Here is a 24,960-nt window from a genome sequence, read left to right as displayed (position 1 = left end):
TGCACACAACTCGAGAGAGAGGAGCCGTCATCTTGGAACAATGGTTCGTAGTGAATGCGGGCAAGCAGCTCGGCCCCATGGACGCAGCAGCGGCCCGACTTATCGCTCGCGAAGCGCCGGGCGCATGGTGCTGGAAACAAGGCATGCCGGACTGGCAGCCGATTTATCAGGTCCAGGAAGTTCGGGCCATGAAGAAGGATGGCGTCACGCCCTTCCCGGACCCGACGCCCGACATGATCCAGCCCCGGCCAGCGGCCCTGCCCGCCCATGCTGCTCCTGCTCCAACACCTGCACCAGCAGTTGCATCGGCCAGCAGACGACCTTCGTTCACTCCCGACCCAGGCACTTCAAGCGGGTTTGGCTCCGGGCAAGCCACCGATGGCGTGGACTTCAAGCTCTACGGCAGCGAAACGCAGTTCGTCGAACTGGAACTGGACCGTGGCGAAAGCGCCGTGGCCGAGGCCGGTTCGATGATGTACAAGACCTGCGACGTGCAGATGGAAACCATCTTTGGCGATGGCAGCAGCCAGTCTTCAGGGCTGCTGGGTTCGCTCTTCGGCGCGGGCAAGCGCATGCTCACCGGTGAAAGCCTGTTCACCACCGTGTTCTCGCAACAAGGCTCCGGCAAGGGTCGCGTCGCATTCGCCGCGCCCTACCCCGGCACCATCCTGCCCCTGCACCTGCGCGACTTCGGCGGCAAGCTGATCTGTCAGAAGGACAGTTTCCTGGCCGGAGCCAAAGGCGTTTCCATCGGTATCCAGCTCCAGAAGAAAATCCTCACCGGCCTGTTTGGCGGCGAGGGTTTCGTGCTGCAGAAGCTGGAGGGTGACGGCTGGGTTTTTGTGCACATGGGCGGTACCGTGCGCAAGATCGAGCTGGCGGCAGGCGAATCTCTGGATGTGGATACCGGGTGCCTGGCAGCCATGACCCAAAGCGTCGATTACGACATCCGCATGGTCGGCGGTATCAAATCGATGCTGTTTGGCGGTGAAGGCGTGTTCTTCGCAAAACTGACAGGCCCCGGCACGGTATGGCTGCAAAGCCTGCCTTTCTCGCGCCTGGCCGGACGCATGCTGGCGGCCAGCCCTGCCGGAGTGGCACGCAGCGAGCGCTGAACAATCCCGGGGCCGCAGGCAGCCCCCGAATGCACAAGGAAGAGACATGCAAATCACTCAAGGCCAGCGAATCCCGCTTTCCAGCCTGATTCAAGGCTCGGATCTCACCCTATCCATCGACATCAAGTCCGCCCATGTGATCGATTACGTCTGCTTCGGTGTTGATGCCCAAGGCAAGCTGTCGGATGACCGCTACATGATTTTCTTCAACCAGCCCGCCAGCCCTTGCAACAGAGTCAGGCAGATCAACGGCGGCGACTTTCAGATTGCCCTCGCCGGGCTGCCCGCCTCCATAGACCGGCTGGTGTTCACGGCGTCCATCGATGGCATCGGGGCAATGAGCGACATCCAGGCCAGCCATTTCAGCATCAAGGATGCCGGGCGCGAAGTCGCTCGCGGCGAGTTCTCTGGCGCAACCTTCGCTGCCGAGAAAGCCATCATGGTCACTGAGCTCTATCGCAAGAACGGTGAATGGCGCATCGCATCCAACCTGCAGGGTTATAACGCCGGACTGGATGCTCTGGTGGTGCACTTCGGTGGCGAAATCGCCGAAGCTCCCGCGCCAGCTCCAACAAGGGTGTCGCTGGAGAAGAAAATCGCTGAAGCAGCCCCACAACTGGTCAGCCTGGCGAAAAAAGCTCAGGTCAGCCTGGAGAAAGCCAGACTGACCGACACCAAGGCTCGTGTCGGCCTGGTACTGGATGCTTCCGGCTCCATGAATGCGCAATACAGTCGCGGCCACGTACAGGAAGTGGTCAACCGTCTGATCCCGTTGGCAGTGCATTTCGATGATGACGGCGCACTGGATTGCTGGGCTTTCGGGGCCCAGCCTTGCCAGTTGTCGTCGGTGTCGCTGGGCAACTTCAAGGACTTCATTCAGACCGACAACGGTGGCTGGAAGAACTGGGAGCTGGGTGCAAGGGTCAATGACGAGCCCAAGGCCATGCGCATGGTCATTGACTACTACAAGCAATCAGGCGACCGGACACCGATCTACATTCTGTTCATCAGCGATGGCGGTGTTCATCAGAACAGGGAAATCACTCGGCTGATGACCGAAGCGGCGAAACTGCCGATCTTCTGGCAATTCGTCGGCCTGGGCGGACGCGGCTATGGAATTCTTGAAAAGCTCGACGACATGACCGGACGGGTTGTGGATAACTGCAATTTCTTTGCTCTGGACCAACTGGATGAGGTCCCGGAAGAGAAGCTTTACGACTTGCTGATGGAAGAGTTTCCAGACTGGCTCAAGGCAGCCAAGGGTGCGGGAATTCTGTAGTTTTTAGCCCGATCTATCGCTTGTGGGAGGGGCCTTGGCCGCGACGACCCGCTTACAGGCAATACATTTTCAGTACCTTCACACTGGCTGTCGCGGCCAAGGCCCCCCCACGGATTGTGACCCTGCCACCAGTTTCCACCATAGGCCCCTTCCACAAATAAAAAACCCCGCCATCGCTGGCGGGGTTTTCATGACGCTGACCGGGTTTAGCCGATCGATACGCCGTGTGCTTCTGCCAGTGGCTTCAGGCCGCCTGCGAAGCCCTGGCCGATGGCCTTGAACTTGAACTCGTCGCCATGGCGATACAGCTCGCCGAAGATCATCGCGGTTTCAGTCGATGCATCTTCCGACAGGTCGTAACGAGCGATTTCCTTGCCGTCTGCCTTGTTCAGAACACGGATGTAGGCGTTGGCCACTTGACCGAAGCTTTGCTTGCGCTCGTCGGCCGAGTGGATGGTCACGCCGAAAACCAGCTTCTTCACGGCAGCGTTCAGGCTTGGCAGCTTGACCAGTACAGACTCGTCGTCGCCGTCGCCAGCGCCGGAGCGGTTGTCGCCCAGGTGCTCGACCGAACCGTCAGCCGACTTCTTGTTGTTGTAGAAAATGAAGCCGCTGTCGTCCAGCACCTTGCCGTTCTCGCCCACGATGAAAACGGAAGCATCCAGGTCGAATTCGGTGCCGTCGGTGACACGCGGGTCCCAACCCAGGCCGATGGTGACTTCGGTCAGGCCAGGGGCCTCTTTGGACAGGGAAACGTTACCGCCTTTACTCAGACTTACAGCCATTTGCGTAATCCTTTTCTAAAAGAAGTAGTAAGGGTAGGAATCAGAAATTCATACCGTGAGCGTTGGCAACAGCCTTCAGGCCACCTGCGTAACCCTGGCCTACGGCGCGGAATTTCCACTCACCGTTATTGCGATACAGCTCGGCGAAGATCATCGCGGTTTCGGTCGAAGCGTCTTCGGCCAGATCGTAGCGAACGATTTCAGAGCCGGACTTCTCGTTCACGACGCGGATGAAAGAACCACCCACCTGACCGAAGTTCTGCTTGCGGCTGTCGGCCTCGTGAATGGTCACGACGAATACGATTTTCTCGACATCGGCAGGCACGCGGGTCAGATCGACCTTCACGACTTCATCATCACCGTCGCCAGCGCCGGTACGGTTGTCACCGGCATGCTCCACGGAGCCATCGGCGCTCTTGAGCTGGTTGTAGAAAATGAAGTCGGCTTCGCTGCGGACTTTACCATTGGCACCCAGCAGGAATGCGCTGGCGTCCAGGTCAAACTCCTGGCCGTCAGTGGCGCGCGGGTCCCAGCCCAGGCCGATCAATACATTGGTCAAGGTCGGGTCGGTTTTGGACAGCGAAAGGTTGCCACCTTTTTGCAGAGTCAAAGCCATGATTCGTTTATCTCCTTTTTCCAGTGTTTACGCTTTTTCTTCAGCCGACTCGTCTTTTCCCGGGAAGAGCAGGCTAGCGACAATACCGATGACCAACACCACCATCACAACCAGCAGACTGGTGTTGGCGCTGATGCTGTATCCATGATGGAACAAGTGGTCGGTTGCGTTCAGACCCAGCTTGATTGCGATGAAGAACAGCAGCGCGATGACCGCTTTCTCCAGGTGAACCAGATAGCGCTTCAGGGCTTCCAGTACGAAGTACAGGGTACGCAGGCCCAGGATTGCGAACAGCATGGCCGAGAATACGATCAGCGGCTCACGGCTCACGGCGATGATGGCCGGCACGGAGTCGAAGGCGAACAGTACGTCGGAGATTTCAGCCACGACCAGACACAGGAACAGAGGAGTCGCGAAGATCGCGCCCTTGGCAGCCAGGGTGATACCGCTGTTCTCTGGCTTCTTGATCTCTTCTTCCAGGACTGCGCGTCTTACGAAGAAGTTGTTGCCGTGCAGTTTCGGCCATACCGGGAACAGTTTCTTGGCAAAGCGATAGGCCATGTGCTGGGAGTAGTCGATTTCTTCGTCGTCGTCATCGCCAGCCCGGAGCATCATGATTGCAGTCCAGGCAACGATTACCGCGAACACCACTTCGACCCACGGGCCCAGAGCCAGAAGGCCTGTACCGATGGCGACGAAAATGCCGCGGAATACGATGGCACCGATGATGCCCCAGTACAGAACGCGATGGCGCAGGCCATCAGGAATCTTGAACCAGGCGAACAAGGCCATGAACACGAAGAGGTTATCGACGCTCAGGACTTTTTCCAGTGCATAACCGGTCACGAACAGCGTGGCGACTTCGGAGCCGTGCTGAACGTACAGGAAGCCGGCGAATGCCAGCGAGATTGCCACCCAGAAAATCGACCAGGCCGAAGCCTGGGTCAATGTGATCGGCTTGTTTCCCCGATGGGAAAACATGTCGACGGCCAGGGCCGAGATGGCCAGGCCGACGAAAACGGCCATGGTGAGTGGAGGGAAGCCAAGAGCGGTGCTTTCCATTTAACTGCGTTCCTCAAAAGGGTCAAAAATTACAGGTCAAAATCGGAAGGATTCAGGCCAAGCTCGTTACAGATAGAACGGCAGACAGCCTTTTCCTTCTCGTCGAAGCTGCCATCTGCACCACCGATGGCACAGCAGACGCGCACCAGAAGGCGGGCAGCATCTTCTTTTTTCTTGATCTTGCCGATGGTTTTCAGCGCTTCGGCACGACCGATTTCGACATCGAAGTCGAATTTGGCACAGGCATCCTGAAAAGCCTGGATGACGTCCTTCATGTCAAAGACTTTCAGTTCCTGAGAGTTCTGAATGAAGCCGGCCATTTTCTGTTTTTCACTGGAACTGATTTCGCCATCGGCTGCAGATACCAGGGCACAACCTGAAACCACTGCATCCATGAACTCACGGTTCTTGAACTTCGAGACTTCGGAAGCAAGCTTGTCGCGAGCGGCTGTTGCGTTTGTTTTCAACCAGTCCAGCATTTCAATCCCCTACGAGGCAGCCAGGCCACCTCAGAAAAATCAATCGTGTTGTTTACTTGGAACCTGCAGCCCAGCGCATGCCCCAGCCATATGCCTTGTCCATATGACTGTGACCATTGTGGAAATCCACACGACGAGTCACCTTGACGGCACCGTTGTCGTTTTCCAGTAGTGCAATCGCACACATGCCCTGACGACCGCCTTCCTCGTTGAGGCGAACTTCGATAGGCGGCTGGCCAGGGGCGTGGATGGTGACAACACCGTCGGTTTCTTTCCAGTTCGGCGCACCTTCATAAATGAATGCGTAAACCAGAATGCGACGGATCTTGCTCCAGTGCGCTCCGTTGATATGCAACCACTCGCCGTCACTGATGGAGCCAGTACGGTCATCGCCCATCAATTTGATGAAAGGCTCGGTGTTGAGCGATCCAAACGAATTGCCCAAGGCCTGGACCGCGCCTTTGTAACCGTCCTGTAACTCGAACAGGCAGCCTACATCAAGGTCGATCGCATTGCTCTTCTTCATCGAAAAGAAGCCGCTGCTTTTGCTCTCGCTGCGACGATTCCAGTTCAGGTTGACCCTGATTTCGCCGAAACCGGCGCTGGTTTTTTCCAGACTGACGGAAGCACGTGTCTTGTCCAGCGTGATCTTGCTGAGACTGACGGTGGGCTTGGGCGCAGCTACTGGTGCAGGTGCAGGTGCAGGTGCAGGTGCAGGTGCAGGTGCAGGTGCAGGTGCAGGAGGCTGGGCCTCGGGCGCTGCGACTTCAACACCGAAGTTCTTGGCCAGAGGTTCGAGGCCACCAGCAAAGCCCTGGGCGACGCAACGGAATTTCCAGGCGCCCTGACGCAGGTAGAGCTCACCCAGAATCAGCGCGGTTTCCTTCATGCCACTGGTAGGAATGACCGCTTCGATTCCGCCGGTGACGGTCAGGGCCAGACGCGAGACGCTGTCGAAGCTGGCCTTGTTTTCATAGATGGTTGCAGTGAGCGCGACCTTCTCGATGGCGGCATCCAGACGGCCCGGATCGAGGCTGAATACGGCACGGCCCGCCGACGTTTCCGTCAGCTGAACTGCGCCGCCACTCACGCTCTTCTGGCCGAAGAAACACATGTCGTGATCGCCACGCACCTTGCCTGCACTGGTCAGCAGGAACGCGGAGACATCGATGTCCGCGCCCGCTAGAGGGGAATAGCTGACGTCGACCGTCAATGGGCCTGCAGCTACTGGCGCATTGGCGCCTGGGACAAGTTGAGTCATGCGCGTACCGCTCCAATGGCCAGATCGACCAGATCGTCGGCAGTACGGCCATTGGTGGCCTGACCTACAGCGGTGAAATCCCAGCCACTGGAAGTGCGCGACAGATAGGACATGACCACGCCTGTGTGCTGACCCTTTTCGGACAGATCGAAGCGGCCCAGCTCGTTGCGCGAGCCCAGATCGACGATACGGCAGTAGGCATTGGCGACTTTTTCGAAGTTCTGGCCGGTGAACGAGTTGACGGTGAACACCAGGTATTTCACGGTTGCCGGCAGCTTTTCCAGATCGACGCTGATGGTTTCGTCATCGCCCGCGCCTTCACCGGTACGGTTGTCGCCGGAGTGATGAATGGCACCGTCACGCGATTGCAGCTGACGGAACCAGACCAGATCCAGAGGCTTCTTGTCGCCATCGAGCATGATGCAGGAGGCGTCCAGATCGATATCGCCGCCACCGCCGCCCAACAGTTTGCCGAAGAAACCGCTCGGCTTTTCAGGGTCCCATCCCAGCCCCATGCTGACTTTCTTAAGGCCTGTACCAGCGGTTTTCTCAAGCGAGATCGTCTGGTTTTTTGCCAAAGTGAGTGCCATTTTTCGCTCCATGTGAACTACGGAATTCGGATAAAAGTGTTACAGCCTTACCGCGATGGGCCATCATTGCCATCCCGATTATGTAACTTGGCGTTAACGGGCCCTTTATAGCGGCCCCGACGCCACGCCGGATGGAACAGACGCCAGTGCGCATCCTGTGCCGCCGCGAGCAATTCGTGGTCGCCTCGCGTGTCACCCCAGGCCCGTACACGAAATTGTGAAAGCGGCCCGTAAACCCCTTCCAGACGCATGACCTTGGAGTCGCAGCGACAGTTGCTGCCCTCGATAAGACCGGTGAGTTTGCCGTCGATCACTTCAAGATTGGTGCCGATCAACTCGACTTTCAGGCGATCTGCGAAAGGTTGCAGGACCATAGCAGGCGATGCTGAACATAGCGTGACAATGGCCCCCTTTTCGATTTCCGCCGCTACCGACTCCAGCGCCGCGGGACGCATCAGGCGTGTCCAGTACAGCTCGCAGAACGCTTCGGCCTTCTGCTGCAACCACTGCACCTCAACGCCTGTCAGAAAGGCCTTTATCAGACGGCCCTTGAGTTCATCGCGCGTCACACGCCTGGCCAGGTAGCCCAGGCTTGGCAATACCAGACGGGCCATGCGGACGGAAAAAGCACGCTGCCCAAAAGCGAATTTGAGAAATGGGACAAAGCTGTCATGGCGGGTCAGTGTCCCGTCAAAATCGAACACCGCCAGCAGGCGCTGCTCCACTTCCACTTCAAGATCAGGCTCTATCATTTAACTAACTGCCTCAGCGAGTCGAATGCTGGCATCCACGATCGAAGCGGGAGTCGGCAGGACTCCGTGCCATTTGGCGCGCTCCATGATGTGGGTTGCCCATTTGTAATGAGTGGCCGGTTCACACATCGCATCGTTGTACTTGAACACCGCCGGAGCGACAGAGTTCAAAATCATACGGGCGCAGTTCAGGTCTTCCAGGCTCACACGAAACGCATTCTGAATGATATTGACCTGCGAGGGGTGGATTGCTGTCTTGCCCACCAGACCGTTGGAGATATCCAGCGCCAGTTCCTGTTCGAGGATGTCGGGAGTTGCCAGTTGCTCGAAGACCGGCGCAGTCAGGGCAAAACCCTGCGAACCCATCACGCCGGCCAGCATCGGAATCACATACCCCATGGGCGTGCCATACAGCGTCATGGCCGGATTGCGGCGCAGACCGAGGCAGCCCATCAGATCGTTGCCGCCAATGCGCAGGGCGATGATCCTCTCACCCAGATTGACCTTGAGAGCCTGCCCCAGCTCGACCATGGCCGTCGGGTTGAACACCTCGGGGGTCTCCAGTGTAGGCATCAGGGCCAGCTCGGGATTGGTAACGGCATCCTCCCAGCTTGCAAGACTTTGCAGCGAAAGCTTGGGGACGACGAACCCGTCGACGTGAGTCATCAGCGGCCAGTCATTGAGAATTTTCGCCATTGCCGCATCGCGAGGACGTACAAACAGCAACGGGCCATTATCCGGCCGACCGCCACGGTCCTGGATGCGTGTCAGCACATTGCGCAGGTTGACCAACGCAGTCTCGACATCGATAAGCGCCACGGCGTCTTCCAGACACACGACCAGCGAACGCAGTTCGGGGATCTTTTCTCCGAATACCACATCGAGAATGTCGTCGCGGGTGGCAGGCATATACAGCGTTGCCCCCAAAGCATAAGGCGAAGGTATGGCCATTAGCTGAGACTCCGAATAATGGTTATCGCCCGATAGGGCCCCAAGGCATTTGCGGCTTCCTCGACAGGGATGCCTGCTTTTTCGGTCAGGTGCATGAGCAACTGCACATCGCTGTCAGTGGTATTGCGCACCAGTACGTGATCGGGCACCCGGCGCATGACGGCACGGGTCGCCTCGGCAATCCCCGGCTTTACCCGGTTGAGGTTATTGATCCCGAACCGCTCGGCCAGATGGTCGACAACCTGGCGGGCCGCGCTCCTGAGCTCCATGCGCTGCTGTGGCGTCCAGGGCTGCGCCGCAACAACGGCCTGCAGATTGCGGCGCTGGCTTTCGATCCGCTCAATGAACGAGCGGGTCACGTCATGTTCCTGCAAGTGATCGTAAACGACACACCCGTGCAGCCCGCCATCGGCGGGCCATATGGAACGCGATACCAGTCCTGACACCGTGGCACCGAGAATGCCGGACGGAATCACCCAGTCCTCGGAGGACGCCGCCAGCCAGGCACTGCCGCACGGGTCGGCCAGCACCACCAGACGCGGCTCTTCCGGGAACCGGTTGTCGCCGGCCAGACTGCGTTTGATTTCTCCGGAAATCGCACCCTTGCCGGTCCAGCCATCCACGAAAACGATGTTCTGTGCGCCATGGGCCTGAATGATGGCTTCCAGCGCAACCGAGTCGATACCACGATCACGAATGATGCTGATGCCATAGTGATGCGCTTCGCGACCCAGCTCGATCAAGGCCCGGCGCAGCAGGACGCCCAACGGCAAACCGGCGCGCACAAAGGACACCAGAACGATCTCGCGCCCCTGGCACGCCTGATCGAGGGCCAGCGCCAGAGCCTGTACGTCGGTTGCCATGCGCACGCCGTTCTGCACCAGCGCACGCTCGAACAACGCGCAATGAGCCTCGCCGGGCGCGGACTCCTGGCTGATCATTTCCGAATAATGCTTTTGCTTCGTCTGGATCAGACGCTCTTTTTCCTCGACATCGGTAGCGGCCATCTCGACGCTGCGCAGCAGAAACTGCACGTCATCCGCGAGATAGCTACCGCTGCCCACCGTATCGAGCCCGTGGACGGGATTAGTCATGCGCGGCACCGGCGAACACCCTGGCCAACTGACTGCGCGCAGGCGTTGCCCACCAGTGACACTCGTCCATGAAACCGAGATCGGTGATGCTGTCACCAAAACCCAGTACCGGGCGCTCGCCGTTAACGGCACGATCACGACGTAGCCACTCCTGCACCGCATAACGCTTGGCCAGACCGTTGGGCAGGAATGCCAGGTTATTGCCGTTGCCATGCACATGCATGTCGTCGAGCAGGCCACGTGCCTGCACTTCGGCCAGCACCCGGGTCAGAATGCTGTCATCGCTTTCGTTGTGCTTGGTGACCACATAATGGAAAAGTTTCGCCTCCTCCACTACCCAGCCCCGCAACGAAACGCCCATTTCCTGACCAATGGCCAGGGTGGCAGCGCTCAGCTCATGCAGTCGGCCCTGATAAGCGGCCAGGGTCTGTTTCATCTGTGCATTCCAGTCGCTGTCCAGGCGACCGGCAGCATCGAGCATCACGCCTCCATGAGAACAGATCGCGCCCGAGCTGAACGGCAACTTCACCCGACTGTAAGCCTCGACGCTACGCGCCGTGACCGGCACCACATCGGAGTGGGCCAGCAGCCAGTTCACAAAGGACTTCTGCACATTGGTCATGTAGCCATTGGCATTGCCGGTGAGGTCGACGGTAGCCATATGTTTCTCGATACCGGGAGCCGTCTTGCGAGCGGTCTGGAAAAGGGTGTCGTCCAGATCCACGAATATCAGCGGACGTTCGTTACTCATCGCAGATCACCTCGGCATTCAGCGCTTCGACCAGCTCGGCAGGCACGGCCTGCTGAGGGGTTTCGGTGCAGATCAGGACGCGATCGAACTGACCGGGCCGTACGTTGTAGAGAAAGTTGGGAATCCCCAGGCCGTAGTTGTCGGAGAACGACAAGGCATGATCGATGGCATGTCCCAGGGCAATCGGTGAACGGCTGGTGGAGCTGAAATGCACGTCGGCACCGGCCTTTTCCAGACGCTCGGCCAGCAGGAACGGACGCCAGACGAACTCGCTGGTGCCCACCACAAGAACACGCTCGCCCTTGGCGACCTGAATGTCGGGAGCCAGAGTATCGCGTACCGAGCGAACACCGAGACGTCCCCAGTCATTGGCGGTGACCAGAGGCCAGTCGCCCATGGCCACGGTGCCGACCTCCGGCATGTCAGGCAGTGGCGCAGCCAGATCTTCAGCAAAGGAATAGGAACCCTGCAGCAACGAAACCTGCTCGGCCACATCGCCCATGGTGCTGCTGACCGCACCGGCCGACCAGTCGGTGAGGACGCAGGTCACGACCCGCTCGACCTTGCTCAGTCCCGCCTCGACCAGCGCCCGGTAGAGGTTGATGAAGGTCTTGCCCGTCGAGGCTTCATCGTCCACCAGCACCAGCGAACGGGCGCCCAGCATCATCTCGCGCAGCGCAGGGTCGGTGGGCAAATGGATCAGGTGGGCACTGGCGTGGCTGTGTTCTTCCTCGAAACGGGCAAACAGCTCGGTGCCGGTCGGGTGACGGGTACTGACCAGATACAGCGCATCCGGGCGCGACTCGCTGTAGGCGCGGTGTACGCCAGCCCCCAGCCCGACCGCCGTCTCGGCCATGCCGATAACCAGTACCGGCCCCGGCAGATCGGCCGGGATCTTGTGGGCAAGGTCCTGGAAGCTCTTGAGCATGACGCTTGGGCGCACCGGAATATGTCGCCCGAGCACGCGGGAAACGAAGAGAAACGCCCGCTTGGGATTTCGCCGCTCGGCAAAGCCGAACAGGGAGGCCGGCGCGATGCTGGACGAATCGACCATCACGTCGAGACGACCACGGAGCAGATCAGCGCGAAGCCTTGTGGGGGTGGAAAGAGCTGAACTGCTGTCCATGGATAGATTCCTGGTTAACGGGGCCGATGCCCCTTGCGCCTGCCCGTTTCCCGGAGGGAAGCCGTCATGTACGCGAGGCCTCGAGAAGCCAGAGCGCCGACTGGGCAGAGCGTGTAATTTCGGTCGTGGTGTACGTCCTTTCCGGACGGGCATGGGATGCCGTCACGCGGCAGGCTTCCAGAAAAGACAGAAGCAATGCCGACTTCACCGCGAAATTCATGTTCTGTGCATCCGGCACACTTGAGGTCACCATCCCGATAACCGCGCCACCGTTGTCGAACAGTGGACTGCCACTGGAACCCGGCTGAATGGGTGCCGTGAACTGAAACAGGCTGGCATCGCTGTGCAAGCCGAACAGGCTGGATATCCCGCCTTGCGTCACCTGCAGGCTACCACCGGAAATCGATGCCAGCGGATAACCCAGTACCACCACCGTATCGCCCGGTTCTGCCCCCAAGCCCTCCCGAAAGATGGCCGGCTTGAGCGGCGAAGCGCCCTGTACCCGCAACAAGGCGATGTCGTTGCGTCGATCGACCACCACCGGCTCGACCTTGAAGCGCCCTTCCAGAGAGCTGATATACAGCACGTTCATGTCTTCGATGACATGGGCGCAGGTCATCACATGGGAAGGCCCGACCACAAACGCAGTACCGGTAGCCGACTGGTGCTGATGACCGCCTGGAGAGTTGATGGAACTGCGCCGTGGGTGTCGATCATCGACGTCCAGACCGATCTTGCGTCCAAACGCTGCCAGTCCGTAGGCAGAGCCTTCATGCAGCGCTCGAAACTTCCATTGATCGTTACGCAGGTAAAACTCGCCGATAATGATCGACGCCTCACCGTTGTCCCGCAGATCCGCCAGGACTTCGATTTCCTTGTCGATCACCAGCCGCAGACTGGAAATCTCGCGAATCGGCCCGGTGGCGGCATAGACATAAGCCATCACCAGAACGCGATCACTGCCGGCGGGCAGACGATCCAGCCTGAGCGAACAACCGACCCGTTCCGGCCCGTCGCTCCACTCCATCCAGTCCTGCTCACGATGCAACAATGCCGGATCGCCCTTGGGCTGACGTTTTTCGTCAACCGGCAGCAATGCTACCGCCACGTATTCGCCGAATACCGAGGCCTTGCCGCTTTCCAGCAGCCATGTGCAATGTGCATTCGCAATAGCTGTATTGGCGCCCGGTGCCAGCACTTTCATGCCCAATCCTCCCTGACAAGAGCAAGGCAATAGCAAAAAACTATTATCCCGATCAAACCGTAGCCAGTACAGCCACGGTAATGGCCTTGACCCGGATATTATCCCGCCAATGTGTTTCCGGTTCTTTCAGCCCAAGCCGCCGGGTCGCGAAAATGCCCGGCAGGTTGATACCGGTTTCTCGTGTGTAGCCAATGCCGCCCGAATAGCGCGGATTGATTTCCAGCAAGTGCGGCTTGCCGCTGGCATCGTCGCGGGTCTGGACGTTGATCAAACCATCGCAGCCGAAATGCTCGGCCGCCTGTACCGCCAGCCGAACCGCCTCGCTGTCGCGCTCGAAGGTCTGGTTCATCCCCTGCTTGCGTCGACCGACAGACGCCACGACCTTGCCCTGCTCACAGACCATATCCACCGAACATTCGCTGCCCGGCATATACGGCATGAGCAACATCGGCGGCCTGTCATCCGACTGGCGATAGGCATTGATGTAAGCCTCGAAACTGGTTTCCCGGGCATCGGGGTTGGCGAAACAGCGGAAGTCATCGACACCGGCCTTGAAGCGCCAGAAACCATGGCCAAAGATGCCAACGGTCGGCTTGATGCAGACCTCGCCTGTGCGGGACAGGGTTTCATAGGCCGCCTGCAATTCTTCGGCATTGTGTGCGCTGATTCCCGGTATGCAGGCCAGGCCGGCCTGCTCGGCGGCGGCAGTGAAAAGGCTCTTGTCGTCTACATTGAGAAAGGTCTGCAGACTGGTGCCGCCGGTGACCAGATCAAAACCCTCGGCCACGAAACGCTCGCGATGCGCCTCATAAAAGCTGCCGACACGCCCCGCGATAATGACTTTGACGCCCAGCTCCCGGGCCGTCTGGATGACCCAGTCGATGCGCTCTGCATTGTTGCGCGGCTCCTGCAAGGCAACGTCGGCCTGCCCGGTAATTTCAGGGCGATCCTGACGATGGGAGGCGATAATCCGTACCGTTTTCGGCAAGGCATGACGCGCGCCCATGATGACTTCGCGCTGGCTGGACTGGCCTTCAAGGAACCAAATCATGTGAGTCTCCAGAAAACAAAGCAGCTTTCTAAGCATCTTTGTCGAATTTTGTAATAACTGTTTTGCTTCAAAATGTTCGGATTAAGGCAAAGTCACGCCATTTTTCACTGGGGGACAATGACATGAAGTGGCTCAAACGGTCGATTTGGCTGGTGGTTTTCGTTTTATTGGGGATCAGCGCACTGAGCCTCCACTACATCTTGCCGCGCCATGATGTCGTGATGGTCACGGGCGTGGAAGTCAAAAGAATGGATGCGGACGGCGTGATCAATGCCGACAACGTGGCCGATGGCCCGACCCGGGATGTCTACTTCATCAACACCGAAGAGCCGGACACCAAGAAGGTCGTGGTCTACCGCAACGAAGACACCGGCTGGAGCTTCCCGTGGTACTTCAAATTCGACTCGGCGGACATCCAGGCCAAGGCCCAGGGCTACTCACGCGACTCCCAGCAACTGGCGCTGATCCGCTACTACGGCTGGCGCATCCAGCTACTGTCGATGTTCCCCAACATCACCGAAATCCAGCCCACCACCAGCCGTGACGAACCGTTTCCGATCTTCAACGCGATCTTCTTCGGCGTGCTGACGCTGTTGGTGCTGGTCGTGGTGATTGTGGTCAAGCGCCGGTTTCGCAAGCAACCGCGGGTTGATGGGGTGGTGAGGGAATAAGCGAATTAATTTATTCGTGAAGGGCGAATACATCCGGCAGCGTGAAATGCAGTCTCGCGAATGGATTCGCCCTTACCGAATTCATTCGGGAGGATGCGCGATAATCCCCTGCAGCCAGAAACGAGGCAGAGAAGGACCTCCAAAACTCTGCCCGGACTGCTGCTGAAGATTCTCCAGGTCGGGGAAATCGCGAATGATCGTATAGAAAATCAGGCCCGCCGCCAGAACGAGACAGGCTATCCATAAACGATCAAGAATCAGGCTGCGCGAAACCGGTGTGATCTGCCATTCATGCAAGGCCAATAACCAGCCAACAATGATTGCCAGCCATAATTGCGAATACGGCATGACAATGACGCCATCGACCATGGCCTGTGTCAGTGCCCCAACAAGACTTGCGAACAGGCAAAGCCTTAGCAAATCGACAGGCTCCCGAGAGTGGGCTCTATTGCGCAACAAGAGAGCGGTCACCACAAGCCCATACAGAGCAAGACCGGCCACGCACAATGTGGAAGGTATTCCCCACTCGCTTGCCCATTGCAGAATCGCCTGATGCGGATGAGCGCCATACGGATTCCAGATATCGGCAAAATGCATCGGACCAAACCCCAGCAGCGGATGCTCCTGGATCATGGTCCATGCCTGCTGCCACAGCAGCTCACGGGCAGACAGCGAAGTATTCAGCCGTTCACCTGCAAAATTGACGACGTCAATGCCCATCCAGGCCGGTACAAGACTGAAAAGAAGAAGAAACAGCAATATGCCCACTGAGGCGGCTGCCAGTTGCCAGCCAGCCCAATAGCGTCCAGTGCCTCCGAGACAGGAAGCTACGGCCACAGCAGCCCCCATCCCCAGCCATGTACCTCTCGTACCGCCGGTCACGGCGATCATCCACCAGAGACTCAGCAGGATAAAGATCGAAACCTTGATAGAGCGCCGCGCAGAAACCAGCAGCAGGGGCAATGCAAGCAACGGCAAGGTGAAGGTTTGAAACTGACCATAGAAACGCTTGTTGGAAAAACCTTCCAGCAGCAGATCGGTATCCAGCGCGGGGGGAAAACTCAGGAAGGCTGCAGCAGTTGCAGAAAGAAACTGAAGTATTTTGACAGCGCAGATGAAGACAACGAAGCCAATGAAAAACCGATCAAGCCGAGCGCCGTGAATTCTTCGCTGCTGGGCAAATGCACTGGCGATGGCGCAACACAACAACAAGACCGATAACTCGATCAATGCCCAAAGAGGCTGATGGGCTGTCAGACTGGAAATGATTCCGCCCAGCAACACACATGAAAAAACAGCCTTGATGCCCGGTTGAAACACACTGACATTCAGGCCCTTGGTCGAATATAGACAGAGAGCCAATACAGAGAGGGTGCCAATAACAAACTGTGCCAGTCTCTGGAAGTTGTGACCGGAGAACTCGAAGGTGCCCGCACAGATAAAAAGAGTGATACAGCAGCAGAAGAAAAAAATATGTTTTTTTGCTGTAGATAACACTTGGAGACTCCAGACCTCCGACATCAAAAAAGGCGCCGAAGCGCCTTTCTTTCAAGCTATTACGAGCCTTGGCATCCGCTAGGAGCTGCGTTTGCTGGTGTAACAGTACATGACCAAGTAACAGCTCCACCAACTGTTGTAGTTGCTGGCGGGGTCGGCTGCAGACGAACTGTAACAGCTGGGTTTGTACGTGAAGCAGTCAAAACACCACTACCTGAACATCCACTGATCGCACTAGCGCCCGTACCGCAAAGATCAGCAGCTGCAGATCCATTAGACCAGTTCTCTGCTACCGCCAATTTGGCGGAATCCAAGCCTGCGAGCAGAGCAGAGGCCTGCGCGCGCAAGGTGTAATTTTGATAGGACGGAATGGCTACCGCTGCCAGAATACCGATGATCGCAACCACGATCATCAGCTCGATCAACGTAAAACCTTTTTGTGTTTGCATGGATACATCTCCAAGGCGTCAATGAGGTGGTGCCTTGCAGGAACAAAAGCACAGGCCATGCCAAATTCAGATACCGCGCAATTGATTGACCAAGACCAAGCATAAGTGCTCTTCGCGCCCACCGAAATCATCAGAAACTGACAATTTTCGTCACATCCCGCACAGCCATTTGGCAGCAAAGCCCGACTGCGCTATAAACCTCACACTGTCTGTGTCTGGTGGCTTTATGTCTGATGTCGTCCTTACCGGTCTGGCCAAGCAATTGGTCGAAGCCGAGCTTCTCACCGAAAAAACTGCGCAGCAGGCTTATCAACAGGCACGACGCGACAAGATCTCGCTGGTCAGCTATCTGGTCCAGAACAAGCTGGTCAAAAGTCTGGTACTGGCGGAGCTGGCATCCGATCAATTCGGCGTCCCCTTCCTTGACCTCAACTGCCTGGATAAAGAAAGCCAGCCCAAGGGACTGGTCAGCGAAAAGCTGGTGCGTCAGCATCATGCCCTGCCTTTGTGGCGGCGTGGCAACAAGCTATTCGTGGGCGTATCGGACCCCACCAACCACCAGGCCGTTACCGATATCCAGTTCAGCACCGGCCTGAATACCGAAGCGATTCTGGTTGAGGACGACAAGCTCAGCGATGCCATCGAAAAACTGTTCGACACCGGCATGGGCTTGGGGGAAATGGCCGATGTCGATCTGGGCCTAGATATAGAACAGGCCGATAACGTAAAAGAAACATCGATTTCCGGAAAGGATGACGCCGACGATGCGCCAGTCGTACGCTTCGTCAACAAGATGCTGATGGATGCCATCCGTATGGGCTCTTCGGACTTGCACTTCGAGCCCTATGAAAAAGTCTTTCGCGTGCGCTTTCGTACCGACGGCATCCTGCATGAAGCCGCCAGACCTCCTATCCACTTGGCAAGCCGGATTGCTGCACGCCTGAAAGTCATGGCCAGCCTGGATATCTCGGAACGGCGCAAGCCGCAGGACGGCCGGGTAAAACTGCGAGTGTCCAAAAGCAAAGCCATCGATTTTCGTATGAACACCCTGCCGACGCTGTGGGGCGAGAAGATCGTGATGCGGATTCTGGACCCCACCAGTGCGCAGATGGGGATCGATGCGTTGGGCTATGAGCCGGAACAGAAGGCCCTGTATCTGGAAGCCTTGAAGCAACCACAAGGCATGATTCTGGTCACCGGCCCCACCGGCTCGGGTAAAACCGTTTCGCTCTATACCGGCCTGAATATCCTCAATACCGTGGATATCAATATTTCCACCGCCGAAGACCCGGTGGAAATCAACCTGGAAGGTATCAATCAGGTCAACGTCAACCCGCGCCAGGGCATGGACTTCTCCCAGGCACTGCGGGCATTCCTGCGTCAGGACCCGGACGTGATCATGGTCGGTGAGATCCGCGACCTGGAAACCGCCGAGATTGCGATCAAGGCTTCACAGACCGGCCATATGGTGATGTCCACATTGCACACCAACAGTGCGGCGGAAACCCTGACTCGTCTGCATCATATGGGCGTCGCGGCCTTTAACATTGCCACGGCCATCAACCTGATCATTGCCCAGCGTCTGGCCCGCAAGCTTTGCCCGCATTGCAAGAAAGAACTCGACATTCCGCGGGAAACCCTGCTCAAGGAAGGTTTCCCCGAGTCTGAAATCGGCAAGTTCAAGATTTACGGCCCTGTCGGCTGCGATCACTGTAACGGTGGCTATAGAGGCCGGGTCGGTATTTACGAAGTGGTCAAGAAAACCCCGGAGCTGGAACGCATCATCATGGAAGAAGGCAACTCACTGGAAATTTCAAAACAGATGCGCAAGGACGGTTTCAATGACCTGCGCACCTCAGGCTTGCACAAGGCAATGCAAGGCATCACCAGCCTTGAAGAAGTCAACCGCGTGACCAAGGATTAAACATGGCTAGCAAAGCAGTCAAAGTCACTGTTTACACTTGGGAAGGCCTGGACAAGAAAGGCTCGAAAATGAGTGGCGAGTTGAGCGGCCATAACCCGGCACTCATCAAGGCCCAGTTGCGCAAGCAAGGCATCAACCCCACCAAGGTGCGTAAAAAGTCCGTCTCCATATTCGGCAAGGGCAAGAAGATCAAGCCGCTGGATATCGCCTTTTTCTCAAGACAGATGGCAACGATGATGAAAGCGGGGGTACCGCTGCTGCAGTCCTTCGACATCATCAGCGAGGGTGCCGAAAACCCGAACATGCGTGCGCTGGTGGATTTTCTGAAGCAGGAAGTATCGGCGGGTAACAGCCTGGCAACGGCCCTGCGGCAAAAGCCTGAGTACTTTGACGACCTTTACTGCAACTTGGTGGATGCCGGCGAGCAGGCGGGTGCGCTTGAAAGTCTCCTGGATCGGGTTGCCACCTATAAGGAAAAGACCGAGGCACTCAAGTCCAAGATCAAGAAGGCCATGACCTACCCCATTGCAGTCATGGTTGTAGCGGTGATTGTTTCGGGCATTTTGCTTATCAAGGTCGTACCGCAATTTCAGACAGTATTTGCAAGCTTCGGAGCAGACCTTCCCGCCTTTACCTTGATGGTCATCGGACTTTCAGAAATCGTGCAGCAACTGTGGCTGGCCATTATCGGTCTGTTTATTGCGGGCTTCTTCATGTTCAAACGAGCCTATAAACAGTCTCAGAAATTCCGTGACAGCATCGATAGATTTCTGTTGAAAGTCCCGATCATAGGCCCACTGATTTATAAATCTTCAGTTGCCCGCTATGCGCGAACCCTTGCCACGACTTTTGCCGCCGGCGTACCACTGGTAGAAGCACTGGACTCGGTAGCAGGTGCAACCGGCAATGTGGTGTTCAAGAATGCGGTCAACAAGATCAAGCAAGACGTTTCCACAGGTATGCAACTGAACTTCTCCATGCGTTCAGTGAGCGTTTTCCCGAGTCTGGCCATTCAAATGACTGCGATTGGTGAGGAGTCCGGTGCTCTGGACTCCATGCTCGACAAGGTTGCGACTTACTACGAAGACGAAGTCGATAATATGGTCGACAGTCTGACCAGTCTCATGGAGCCGATGATCATGGCAGTACTCGGCGTTATCGTCGGTGGCCTGGTGCTTGCCATGTACTTGCCCATTTTCAAGCTCGGAAACGTCGTCTGATATGCTCCTCATCGATTTCCTGGCCAGCTCTGTGCTGGCCTTCGTTATTTCCACTTTTGTTCTAGGCCTGTTGGTGGGCAGTTTTCTTAACGTCGTCGTCTATCGACTGCCGAAGATGATGGAACAGGACTGGAAAATCCAGGCCCGTGAAGTGCTTGGCCTGCCCGCCGAACCAAAGCCGGACACTTTCAACCTGATCCTTCCGCATTCCAGTTGCCCACAGTGCAACCACCGGATTCGCGCCTGGGAAAACATTCCGGTCATCAGTTATCTGGCCTTGGGTGGTAAATGCTCTAACTGCAAGACGCCGATCAGCAAACGCTACCCGCTGGTCGAGCTGACCTGCGGGATCTTGTCAGGCTATATCGCCTGGCACTTCGGTTTTGGCTGGCAGGCTGCAGCGATACTGGTGCTGAGCTGGGGCTTGCTGGCCATGAGCCTGATCGATGCCGATCACCAGTTACTGCCGGACTCTCTGGTCCTGCCCCTGTTGTGGCTGGGGCTTATCGTCAATGCCTTCGGCCTGTTCACATCCCTCAGCGATGCCATCTGGGGAGCCGTGGCCGGTTATCTGGCGCTATGGTCGGTGTTCTGGCTGTTCAAGTTGCTGACCGGCAAGGAAGGCATGGGCTACGGTGACTTCAAGTTGCTCGGCATGCTCGGTGCCTGGGGTGGCTGGCAGATCCTGCCGTTGACGATCCTCTTATCGTCGCTGGTAGGCGCTGTACTGGGCGTGATGCTGATGCGCATTCGTCAGGTCGAAGCGGGAACGCCGATCCCCTTCGGTCCTTATCTGGCCATCGCGGGGTGGATCGCTTTGCTCTGGGGTGGTCAAATAACCGACTCCTATTTGCAGTTTGCCGGTTTCAAATGACCAACCCTGCTTTCAAACCCTGGATTCTTGGCCTGACTGGCGGCATCGGTAGCGGTAAAAGTGCAGCAGCACAGTGTTTTATCGACCTGGGCATTCATACCGTGGATGCCGACCATGTCGCCCGCTGGGTGGTCGAACCAGGCCGTCCGGCACTGGCCCGGATTGCCGAACACTTCGGCGCCGAGGTGCTTCAAGCCAGCGGTGAACTGGATCGTGGAGCCCTGCGCGCCCGGATTTTCCAGAACCCGGAAGAACGACGCTGGCTGGAAGCCTTGCTGCATCCATTGATCAACCAGGAAATCGTCAGCTATCTGGCTCAGACCAAATCGCCTTACGCGATCCTGGTTTCGCCGCTGCTGATCGAATCCGGACAATACAAGATGGTGCAGCGGGTTCTGGTGATCGATGCTCCCGAAAACCTGCAGATAGAACGCACCATGCAGCGCGACGGCTCCAGCCCGGAGCAGGTCCAGGCCATCCTCAAGGTTCAGGCACAGCGCGAAGAGCGCCTGCGCCACGCCGACAATGTACTGACCAATGACCGCGACACCGCCTGGCTGAAAAGCGAAGTCGAGCGGCTGCATCACTTTTTCCTGACTTTGCGTGGAGGCCAATCGTGAGCCAACCAATGACCGTCCAATGCCCGACCTGTGGCGCCCCGGTGGAGTGGAGCGCCGCCAGCCCGGCCCGTCCGTTCTGCTCCGATCGTTGCAAACTGATCGACCTGGGAGCCTGGGCATCCGAAGAACATGCGATTCCGGTCAGCCCGGATGCCGAAGATGATCTGTTCTCCGGTGATCTGGACCTGCCACCACGCGGACACTGATCGACCGCACGCGGCACCCGGAAGTCAGGTGCCGCCGTTGGACTTGTCGTTCCAGGGAGCCGACAGGTAGCGAGTGCGATTGAACGTCTCCAGCCATTCCGGGCTGAACACCACCAACGCACTGATGACCATGCCGTTGATGAACGCCTCAGGAAAGATCAGCAGCCACAGATAGCCGATGTAATCGCTCAGCCAGAACGGCATCCCGAAAATCCCCTCCAGCGATAACACGGCAAGGGCCAACAACAGGCAGAGCAAAGCCGACAGCGCAGCCGCCAGAAAGCCGGAGCAGAAGATATACACGAACGGGCTTCTGGGCTGAGCCCGCTCCACCAGAATCGCGCAGACCTCTGTCACCCACACTGGCAGTCCGATGAACAGCAGACCGTTGACGCCTAAAGCCGCAAGGTCCTGACGCCCCAGCGCCAGCAGCCCCAACTGCGCCACCAGCCCACCGATGATTGCCAGAGGCCAGTCCAGCAGCAAGGTCACGGCGGTCATGCCGATAAAGTGATAGGAAACCCCCGTTTCAAAATCACGACGCACCAGCCACAACAGGAACAAGGCAAATATCGTCCCGAACAGCAAATGCTGGCGACGACTGTCGGTAAACAACTCCACCCAGGGCGCACGCCATGCCGCCCAGCACAACACAGGCACATACAGCAGCCAGCACAGCGTCATGCTGCCTGCGGTCAGTACCTGTGCACCGATCATGGTCTTTCAAGCGCGGCCAGCAACTGCTCGGCACTGCTGAATTGCTGTTGACCGACCAGTTGCCCATCGCGCAACTGCAACCACAACACCTTGTCTTCATCGCCTGCATATTGCGGAACGATACGCGCATCGCGGTCGAGGATGACGCGATAGGAGTAATCACGCATCTTGGGGATCGCGAACAGACTGGCAATCACACTGGGCATCTTCTGAATATCGGCCACGAACACGGTTTGTCGCGACTCCAGAAAACCCTTGGGCTTGTCCTTGAGCGCGACATTGACCAGCTTGGCCGCGTCCATGCTGCGGGCGACCAGAAGCGTACGGGTCTGGTTATTCAGGGTGTAGGGCTGATCGTACTGGTCGAGCAGGGTCCAGGGTGCCAGGCGGTCACCGACCTGCAAAGCCTGGGCGGTTAGCGGCAATAAAGCCAGAAGCAGAATGGGCAGGAGTTTCAATGTACGAATCCTTGAACATGAATGACAGTGGGCATGAATGCTTTCACAAACATGCCCACTCAAGTCAACCGTCCATGACTCTAAAAGCTATCGCTCGTCTGAAGCTCAGACATTGAAGCGTCTGAGCAAACGATTCTGTTGATCGACCTGCTCCACCATCAATGCACACTGACGCACCTGAACCTCGGCACCGGCCGCAACTTCATGACTGATATCGCGGATATTGGTGGTATTGAGGTTGATCTCTTCAGTGGTCGCGCTCTGCTGTTCCGCCGCCGTGGCAATCTGCATGTTCATGTCATTGATGCGGATGATTGCCCGACGGATATCCGTCAGCATCTCATTGGCAGCGCCCGCCTCTTCAGCGGTCTTGCTGGCACTGTCGCGGTTCAGTTGCATACGCGACTCGGCTTGCTTAACGCCGGTCTGCAACTGATCGATCATCTGACGAATTTCCTGAGTCGATTGCTGGGTGCGCGAGGCCAGGGAGCGCACCTCATCGGCAACCACCGCAAAACCACGCCCGGACTCACCGGCACGTGCCGCTTCGATGGCCGCGTTCAGAGCAAGCAGGTTGGTCTGTTCGGCAATGCTGTTGATCACCGACAGAATCGATTCGATATTCTGGCTGAGCCTGGCCAGCTCGGTAATCGCCTGGCTGGCTTCATCCATTTCGACGGCCAGAGTCTTGATCGCCTCGGTCGAGCGCGACACCACACGCACACCGCTGTCGACCTCGTCATTGGCCGAGAGCGCCGCCTGAGCTGCGGCCTGAGCGTTGCGCGCCACCTCTTCGGCCGTGGAAGCCATCTCCTGCATTGCCGTGGCCAGTTGATCGAGCTCCTGCAATTGTCGTTGCAGGCGGCCATCGGCCTGGTTGGCCTCGCCGGAAGTGCGGTTGGTGCTTTCATGCACCTGTTGCGAGCTGCCCATCACCTGAACGATCAGGGTCTGCAGGCTTTCCATGAAGCGATTGAATTCACGGGACAGCAGGGCAATCTCATCCTTGCCGGAATCGGGTAGACGTCGGGTCAGATCGCCTTCACCGCTGTTGATTTCGCGCAGGGAGGTGTGCAGAAGTTCAAGCGGTTTGAGCAGCCGCTTCATCAGCGCGCCCAGCACCAGCAAGCTGATAAGAACCCCCAGCAGCGTGGCAATAGTGGCTCGCCAGCTCAGGCTGTTGGCCTCGGCCATGACGATACTGTTATCCAGCACGACACCGATGTACCAGTTCATGCCCTTGAGGTTGGACAGCGGCGTAAAGGACACCAGCAGATCCTTGCCGGCGGCACTGACCGGCTGCAGCCTGTTCTCCAGAGCAGGCTTCTTGCCCTCGAACAGCTCACTGTAGTTCTTGCCGTTCAAGGCACTGTTCGGGTGAGAAATGATGTTGCCGCTGCTGCTCATCAGAAAAGCGTAACCGGCACCATTGAAGTCCATGGTGTTGATCGTGTCGGACACGCTTTTCAAGCGGACATCCCCCCCCATCACGCCGAGAAACTCACCGGCACCGCGCAACGGCGTCACGGCAGAAATCAGCGTTTCTCCGGTTGTGGAGTCGACATAGGGTTCAGTGAGCACAGCCTGGCTGGCCGCCTTGCCGACTGCATACCAGGGACGTGTACGTCCGTCCCAGTCAGGTTTCGGCTTCCAGGACTCCAGGTTCTTGATGGGTTTGCCATCGCTCTGCAAGGCACCAAAAACCAGAATGAATTCATCCTTGAGCAAAGGGCTGCCAATCAGGTGCTGAAGGTTCTCGGTGCTGTAGTTGCTGTCGATATTCTGGCTCAACAGATCCATGAGCTTGAGCTTGGAGTTCAGCCAGTTCTCGATCTGTCTGGCCAATGTAGTGCTCGACTCGGCAATGCTTGCCGAAACCTGACTGTGAAGAGTGTCACGAACCTTTGCGACCTGCGTCACCGACAGCAAACTGGTGGTACAGAACAGTACGAAAGCTGCGGCGAGGCCAGCCTTATGGACAATCTTCATCAAGTCGCTCCATGCGTTTAGAAAGAAGATTTATCGTAAACAGGATAATGGCCACTTGCAATCAAACGTATGATTGAATAGAGCTTTTATACTACCCTTCTCTGTGACTATTCATTTCACAAGCACCGAAAACATGCTTATAAACGACAAGGAATGCTAGCCGACGACAGAATTCAACGGCCAGAAGAGATTTTCAGCGAGATCATCTCTTTTTATATC

At 57.3% G+C, this 24,960-nt stretch carries 26 protein-coding genes and 1 pseudogene; 8 read left to right on the top strand and 19 right to left on the bottom strand.

Annotated elements, in window-relative coordinates; translation table 11 throughout:
- Window positions 1–32: 32 nt before the first annotated feature.
- Together JSY17_RS03140 and JSY17_RS03135 are read left to right on the top strand one after the other, a co-directional pair.
- Window positions 33–1,115, top strand: a complete 1,083-nt coding sequence (locus JSY17_RS03140; RefSeq protein ID WP_162880403.1) for a TIGR00266 family protein — start codon at window positions 33–35, stop codon at window positions 1,113–1,115.
- A 46-nt stretch (window positions 1,116–1,161) separates the two neighbouring features.
- Entirely contained in the window at window positions 1,162–2,394 is a 1,233-nt protein-coding gene (locus JSY17_RS03135) for a VWA domain-containing protein (protein WP_206400527.1), read from the top strand.
- A gap of 206 nt (window positions 2,395–2,600) precedes the next feature.
- Here the strand turns inward: JSY17_RS03135 and JSY17_RS03130 are convergent, their stop codons facing one another.
- The 13 genes from JSY17_RS03130 to JSY17_RS03070 all read right to left on the bottom strand — a co-directional run bounded on the left by JSY17_RS03130 (window position 2,601) and on the right by JSY17_RS03070 (window position 14,116).
- Window positions 2,601–3,179: a TerD family protein gene (locus JSY17_RS03130; protein ID WP_117165755.1), complete on the bottom strand. Its 579-nt coding sequence runs from the start codon at window positions 3,177–3,179 to the stop codon at window positions 2,601–2,603.
- Window positions 3,180–3,219: 40 nt separating this feature from the next.
- On the bottom strand, window positions 3,220–3,795 hold the full coding sequence (locus tag JSY17_RS03125; RefSeq protein WP_117165754.1) for a TerD family protein: 576 nt from the start codon (window positions 3,793–3,795) through the stop codon (window positions 3,220–3,222).
- A 27-nt stretch (window positions 3,796–3,822) separates the two neighbouring features.
- A complete protein-coding gene (locus tag JSY17_RS03120; protein WP_117165753.1) occupies window positions 3,823–4,857 on the bottom strand; it encodes a TerC/Alx family metal homeostasis membrane protein in 1,035 nt (344 codons plus the stop codon).
- Between the two features lie 29 nt (window positions 4,858–4,886).
- A complete protein-coding gene (locus tag JSY17_RS03115) occupies window positions 4,887–5,336 on the bottom strand; it encodes a tellurite resistance TerB family protein (protein ID WP_117165752.1) in 450 nt (149 codons plus the stop codon).
- A 52-nt stretch (window positions 5,337–5,388) separates the two neighbouring features.
- Window positions 5,389–6,597 carry a TerD family protein gene (locus JSY17_RS03110; protein WP_206400526.1) on the bottom strand — a complete coding sequence of 403 codons (1,209 nt, stop codon included), beginning with the start codon at window positions 6,595–6,597 and terminating at the stop codon, window positions 5,389–5,391.
- The gene (locus JSY17_RS03105) at window positions 6,594–7,187 is read right to left on the bottom strand and encodes a TerD family protein (RefSeq protein ID WP_122371702.1); all 594 of its coding nucleotides are present in this window, start codon (window positions 7,185–7,187) and stop codon (window positions 6,594–6,596) included. The genes JSY17_RS03110 and JSY17_RS03105 overlap by 4 nt, the downstream gene beginning before the upstream one ends.
- 47 nt (window positions 7,188–7,234) lie before the next feature.
- Window positions 7,235–7,939 (bottom strand): HAD-IB family hydrolase, encoded by a 705-nt coding sequence (locus JSY17_RS03100; RefSeq protein ID WP_117182114.1) that lies wholly within the window; start codon window positions 7,937–7,939, stop codon window positions 7,235–7,237.
- Window positions 7,940–8,890, bottom strand: a complete 951-nt coding sequence (locus JSY17_RS03095; RefSeq protein WP_117184913.1) for an HpcH/HpaI aldolase/citrate lyase family protein — start codon at window positions 8,888–8,890, stop codon at window positions 7,940–7,942.
- Window positions 8,890–9,984, bottom strand: coding sequence for a cysteine protease StiP family protein (locus JSY17_RS03090; RefSeq protein ID WP_206400525.1), 1,095 nt, complete (start codon window positions 9,982–9,984; stop codon window positions 8,890–8,892). The genes JSY17_RS03095 and JSY17_RS03090 overlap by 1 nt, the downstream gene beginning before the upstream one ends.
- Window positions 9,977–10,735, bottom strand: coding sequence for an HAD family hydrolase (locus JSY17_RS03085; protein WP_117182111.1), 759 nt, complete (start codon window positions 10,733–10,735; stop codon window positions 9,977–9,979). The genes JSY17_RS03090 and JSY17_RS03085 overlap by 8 nt, the downstream gene beginning before the upstream one ends.
- Window positions 10,728–11,861: a phosphoribosyltransferase domain-containing protein gene (locus JSY17_RS03080; protein ID WP_206400524.1), complete on the bottom strand. Its 1,134-nt coding sequence runs from the start codon at window positions 11,859–11,861 to the stop codon at window positions 10,728–10,730. The genes JSY17_RS03085 and JSY17_RS03080 overlap by 8 nt, the downstream gene beginning before the upstream one ends.
- A gap of 64 nt (window positions 11,862–11,925) precedes the next feature.
- Entirely contained in the window at window positions 11,926–13,065 is a 1,140-nt protein-coding gene (locus JSY17_RS03075) for a trypsin-like peptidase domain-containing protein (RefSeq protein WP_206400523.1), read from the bottom strand.
- Window positions 13,066–13,117: 52 nt separating this feature from the next.
- Window positions 13,118–14,116: an ATP-grasp domain-containing protein gene (locus JSY17_RS03070; protein WP_206400522.1), complete on the bottom strand. Its 999-nt coding sequence runs from the start codon at window positions 14,114–14,116 to the stop codon at window positions 13,118–13,120.
- 122 nt (window positions 14,117–14,238) lie between these two features.
- Between JSY17_RS03070 and JSY17_RS03065 the strand changes: the two genes are divergently transcribed.
- On the top strand, window positions 14,239–14,787 hold the full coding sequence (locus JSY17_RS03065; RefSeq protein ID WP_122371707.1) for a DUF1523 family protein: 549 nt from the start codon (window positions 14,239–14,241) through the stop codon (window positions 14,785–14,787).
- A gap of 81 nt (window positions 14,788–14,868) precedes the next feature.
- Here the strand turns inward: JSY17_RS03065 and JSY17_RS03060 are convergent, their stop codons facing one another.
- Both JSY17_RS03060 and JSY17_RS03055 read right to left on the bottom strand, forming a co-directional pair.
- Window positions 14,869–16,284 carry an O-antigen ligase family protein gene (locus tag JSY17_RS03060; RefSeq protein WP_408636081.1) on the bottom strand — a complete coding sequence of 472 codons (1,416 nt, stop codon included), beginning with the start codon at window positions 16,282–16,284 and terminating at the stop codon, window positions 14,869–14,871.
- A gap of 59 nt (window positions 16,285–16,343) precedes the next feature.
- The gene (locus JSY17_RS03055; protein ID WP_117184906.1) at window positions 16,344–16,733 is read right to left on the bottom strand and encodes a pilin; all 390 of its coding nucleotides are present in this window, start codon (window positions 16,731–16,733) and stop codon (window positions 16,344–16,346) included.
- Between the two features lie 226 nt (window positions 16,734–16,959).
- Here JSY17_RS03055 and pilB point away from each other — a divergent pair, with 226 nt between their 5' ends.
- Genes pilB through yacG form a run of 5 tightly spaced genes read left to right on the top strand, consistent with a single transcriptional unit; the run spans window position 16,960 to window position 21,577 of the window.
- On the top strand, window positions 16,960–18,657 hold the full coding sequence (gene pilB / locus JSY17_RS03050) for a type IV-A pilus assembly ATPase PilB (RefSeq protein ID WP_206400520.1): 1,698 nt from the start codon (window positions 16,960–16,962) through the stop codon (window positions 18,655–18,657).
- Window positions 18,658–18,659: 2 nt separating this feature from the next.
- Window positions 18,660–19,877 carry a type II secretion system F family protein gene (locus JSY17_RS03045; RefSeq protein ID WP_117184904.1) on the top strand — a complete coding sequence of 406 codons (1,218 nt, stop codon included), beginning with the start codon at window positions 18,660–18,662 and terminating at the stop codon, window positions 19,875–19,877.
- Between the two features lies 1 nt (window position 19,878).
- Window positions 19,879–20,751 carry a prepilin peptidase gene (locus tag JSY17_RS03040; RefSeq protein WP_206400519.1) on the top strand — a complete coding sequence of 291 codons (873 nt, stop codon included), beginning with the start codon at window positions 19,879–19,881 and terminating at the stop codon, window positions 20,749–20,751.
- Window positions 20,748–21,371, top strand: a complete 624-nt coding sequence (gene coaE, locus JSY17_RS03035; RefSeq protein ID WP_206400518.1) for a dephospho-CoA kinase — start codon at window positions 20,748–20,750, stop codon at window positions 21,369–21,371. The genes JSY17_RS03040 and coaE overlap by 4 nt, the downstream gene beginning before the upstream one ends.
- Window positions 21,368–21,577, top strand: coding sequence for a DNA gyrase inhibitor YacG (gene yacG / locus JSY17_RS03030; protein WP_117165735.1), 210 nt, complete (start codon window positions 21,368–21,370; stop codon window positions 21,575–21,577). Before coaE ends, yacG begins: the two co-directional genes overlap by 4 nt.
- A gap of 24 nt (window positions 21,578–21,601) precedes the next feature.
- Here yacG and JSY17_RS03025 read toward each other — a convergent pair whose 3' ends face one another.
- The 4 genes and pseudogenes from JSY17_RS03025 to JSY17_RS25950 form a co-directional block, all read right to left on the bottom strand.
- Window positions 21,602–22,294, bottom strand: coding sequence for an energy-coupling factor ABC transporter permease (locus JSY17_RS03025; RefSeq protein WP_206400517.1), 693 nt, complete (start codon window positions 22,292–22,294; stop codon window positions 21,602–21,604).
- Entirely contained in the window at window positions 22,291–22,752 is a 462-nt protein-coding gene (locus JSY17_RS03020) for a hypothetical protein (protein ID WP_206400516.1), read from the bottom strand. The genes JSY17_RS03025 and JSY17_RS03020 overlap by 4 nt, the downstream gene beginning before the upstream one ends.
- A 105-nt stretch (window positions 22,753–22,857) precedes the next feature.
- Window positions 22,858–23,685, bottom strand: a complete 828-nt coding sequence (locus JSY17_RS25955) for a methyl-accepting chemotaxis protein (RefSeq protein WP_408636083.1) — start codon at window positions 23,683–23,685, stop codon at window positions 22,858–22,860.
- A gap of 30 nt (window positions 23,686–23,715) precedes the next feature.
- A pseudogene (locus JSY17_RS25950) lies at window positions 23,716–24,741 on the bottom strand (cache domain-containing protein); the annotation flags it as partial.
- Window positions 24,742–24,960 lie beyond the last annotated feature (219 nt).

Origin of the sequence: Pseudomonas capsici (assembly GCF_017165765.1) — a bacterium.
GTDB classification, from domain to species: Bacteria; Pseudomonadota; Gammaproteobacteria; order Pseudomonadales; family Pseudomonadaceae; genus Aquipseudomonas; species Aquipseudomonas capsici.
The sequence above is the reverse complement of the archived record's forward strand: the minus strand, read 5'-3'. Positions and strand labels throughout refer to the sequence as shown.

What these genes read in the sequence shown, in the direction of transcription:
- JSY17_RS03135 (WP_206400527.1), top strand. Translation starts at nt 1,162, where the DNA reads ATGCAAATCACTCAAGGCCAGCGAATCCCGCTTTCCAGCCTGATTCAA.
- JSY17_RS03130 (WP_117165755.1), bottom strand. Translation starts at nt 3,179, where the DNA reads ATGGCTGTAAGTCTGAGTAAAGGCGGTAACGTTTCCCTGTCCAAAGAG.
- JSY17_RS03125 (WP_117165754.1), bottom strand. Translation starts at nt 3,795, where the DNA reads ATGGCTTTGACTCTGCAAAAAGGTGGCAACCTTTCGCTGTCCAAAACC.
- JSY17_RS03120 (WP_117165753.1), bottom strand. Translation starts at nt 4,857, where the DNA reads ATGGAAAGCACCGCTCTTGGCTTCCCTCCACTCACCATGGCCGTTTTC.
- JSY17_RS03115 (WP_117165752.1), bottom strand. Translation starts at nt 5,336, where the DNA reads ATGCTGGACTGGTTGAAAACAAACGCAACAGCCGCTCGCGACAAGCTT.
- JSY17_RS03110 (WP_206400526.1), bottom strand. Translation starts at nt 6,597, where the DNA reads ATGACTCAACTTGTCCCAGGCGCCAATGCGCCAGTAGCTGCAGGCCCA.
- JSY17_RS03105 (WP_122371702.1), bottom strand. Translation starts at nt 7,187, where the DNA reads ATGGCACTCACTTTGGCAAAAAACCAGACGATCTCGCTTGAGAAAACC.
- JSY17_RS03100 (WP_117182114.1), bottom strand. Translation starts at nt 7,939, where the DNA reads ATGATAGAGCCTGATCTTGAAGTGGAAGTGGAGCAGCGCCTGCTGGCG.
- JSY17_RS03095 (WP_117184913.1), bottom strand. Translation starts at nt 8,890, where the DNA reads ATGGCCATACCTTCGCCTTATGCTTTGGGGGCAACGCTGTATATGCCT.
- JSY17_RS03090 (WP_206400525.1), bottom strand. Translation starts at nt 9,984, where the DNA reads ATGACTAATCCCGTCCACGGGCTCGATACGGTGGGCAGCGGTAGCTAT.
- JSY17_RS03085 (WP_117182111.1), bottom strand. Translation starts at nt 10,735, where the DNA reads ATGAGTAACGAACGTCCGCTGATATTCGTGGATCTGGACGACACCCTT.
- JSY17_RS03080 (WP_206400524.1), bottom strand. Translation starts at nt 11,861, where the DNA reads ATGGACAGCAGTTCAGCTCTTTCCACCCCCACAAGGCTTCGCGCTGAT.
- JSY17_RS03075 (WP_206400523.1), bottom strand. Translation starts at nt 13,065, where the DNA reads ATGAAAGTGCTGGCACCGGGCGCCAATACAGCTATTGCGAATGCACAT.
- JSY17_RS03070 (WP_206400522.1), bottom strand. Translation starts at nt 14,116, where the DNA reads ATGATTTGGTTCCTTGAAGGCCAGTCCAGCCAGCGCGAAGTCATCATG.
- JSY17_RS03065 (WP_122371707.1), top strand. Translation starts at nt 14,239, where the DNA reads ATGAAGTGGCTCAAACGGTCGATTTGGCTGGTGGTTTTCGTTTTATTG.
- JSY17_RS03055 (WP_117184906.1), bottom strand. Translation starts at nt 16,733, where the DNA reads ATGCAAACACAAAAAGGTTTTACGTTGATCGAGCTGATGATCGTGGTT.
- pilB (WP_206400520.1), top strand. Translation starts at nt 16,960, where the DNA reads ATGTCTGATGTCGTCCTTACCGGTCTGGCCAAGCAATTGGTCGAAGCC.
- JSY17_RS03045 (WP_117184904.1), top strand. Translation starts at nt 18,660, where the DNA reads ATGGCTAGCAAAGCAGTCAAAGTCACTGTTTACACTTGGGAAGGCCTG.
- JSY17_RS03040 (WP_206400519.1), top strand. Translation starts at nt 19,879, where the DNA reads ATGCTCCTCATCGATTTCCTGGCCAGCTCTGTGCTGGCCTTCGTTATT.
- coaE (WP_206400518.1), top strand. Translation starts at nt 20,748, where the DNA reads ATGACCAACCCTGCTTTCAAACCCTGGATTCTTGGCCTGACTGGCGGC.
- JSY17_RS03025 (WP_206400517.1), bottom strand. Translation starts at nt 22,294, where the DNA reads ATGATCGGTGCACAGGTACTGACCGCAGGCAGCATGACGCTGTGCTGG.
- JSY17_RS25955 (WP_408636083.1), bottom strand. Translation starts at nt 23,685, where the DNA reads ATGGGCAGCTCGCAACAGGTGCATGAAAGCACCAACCGCACTTCCGGC.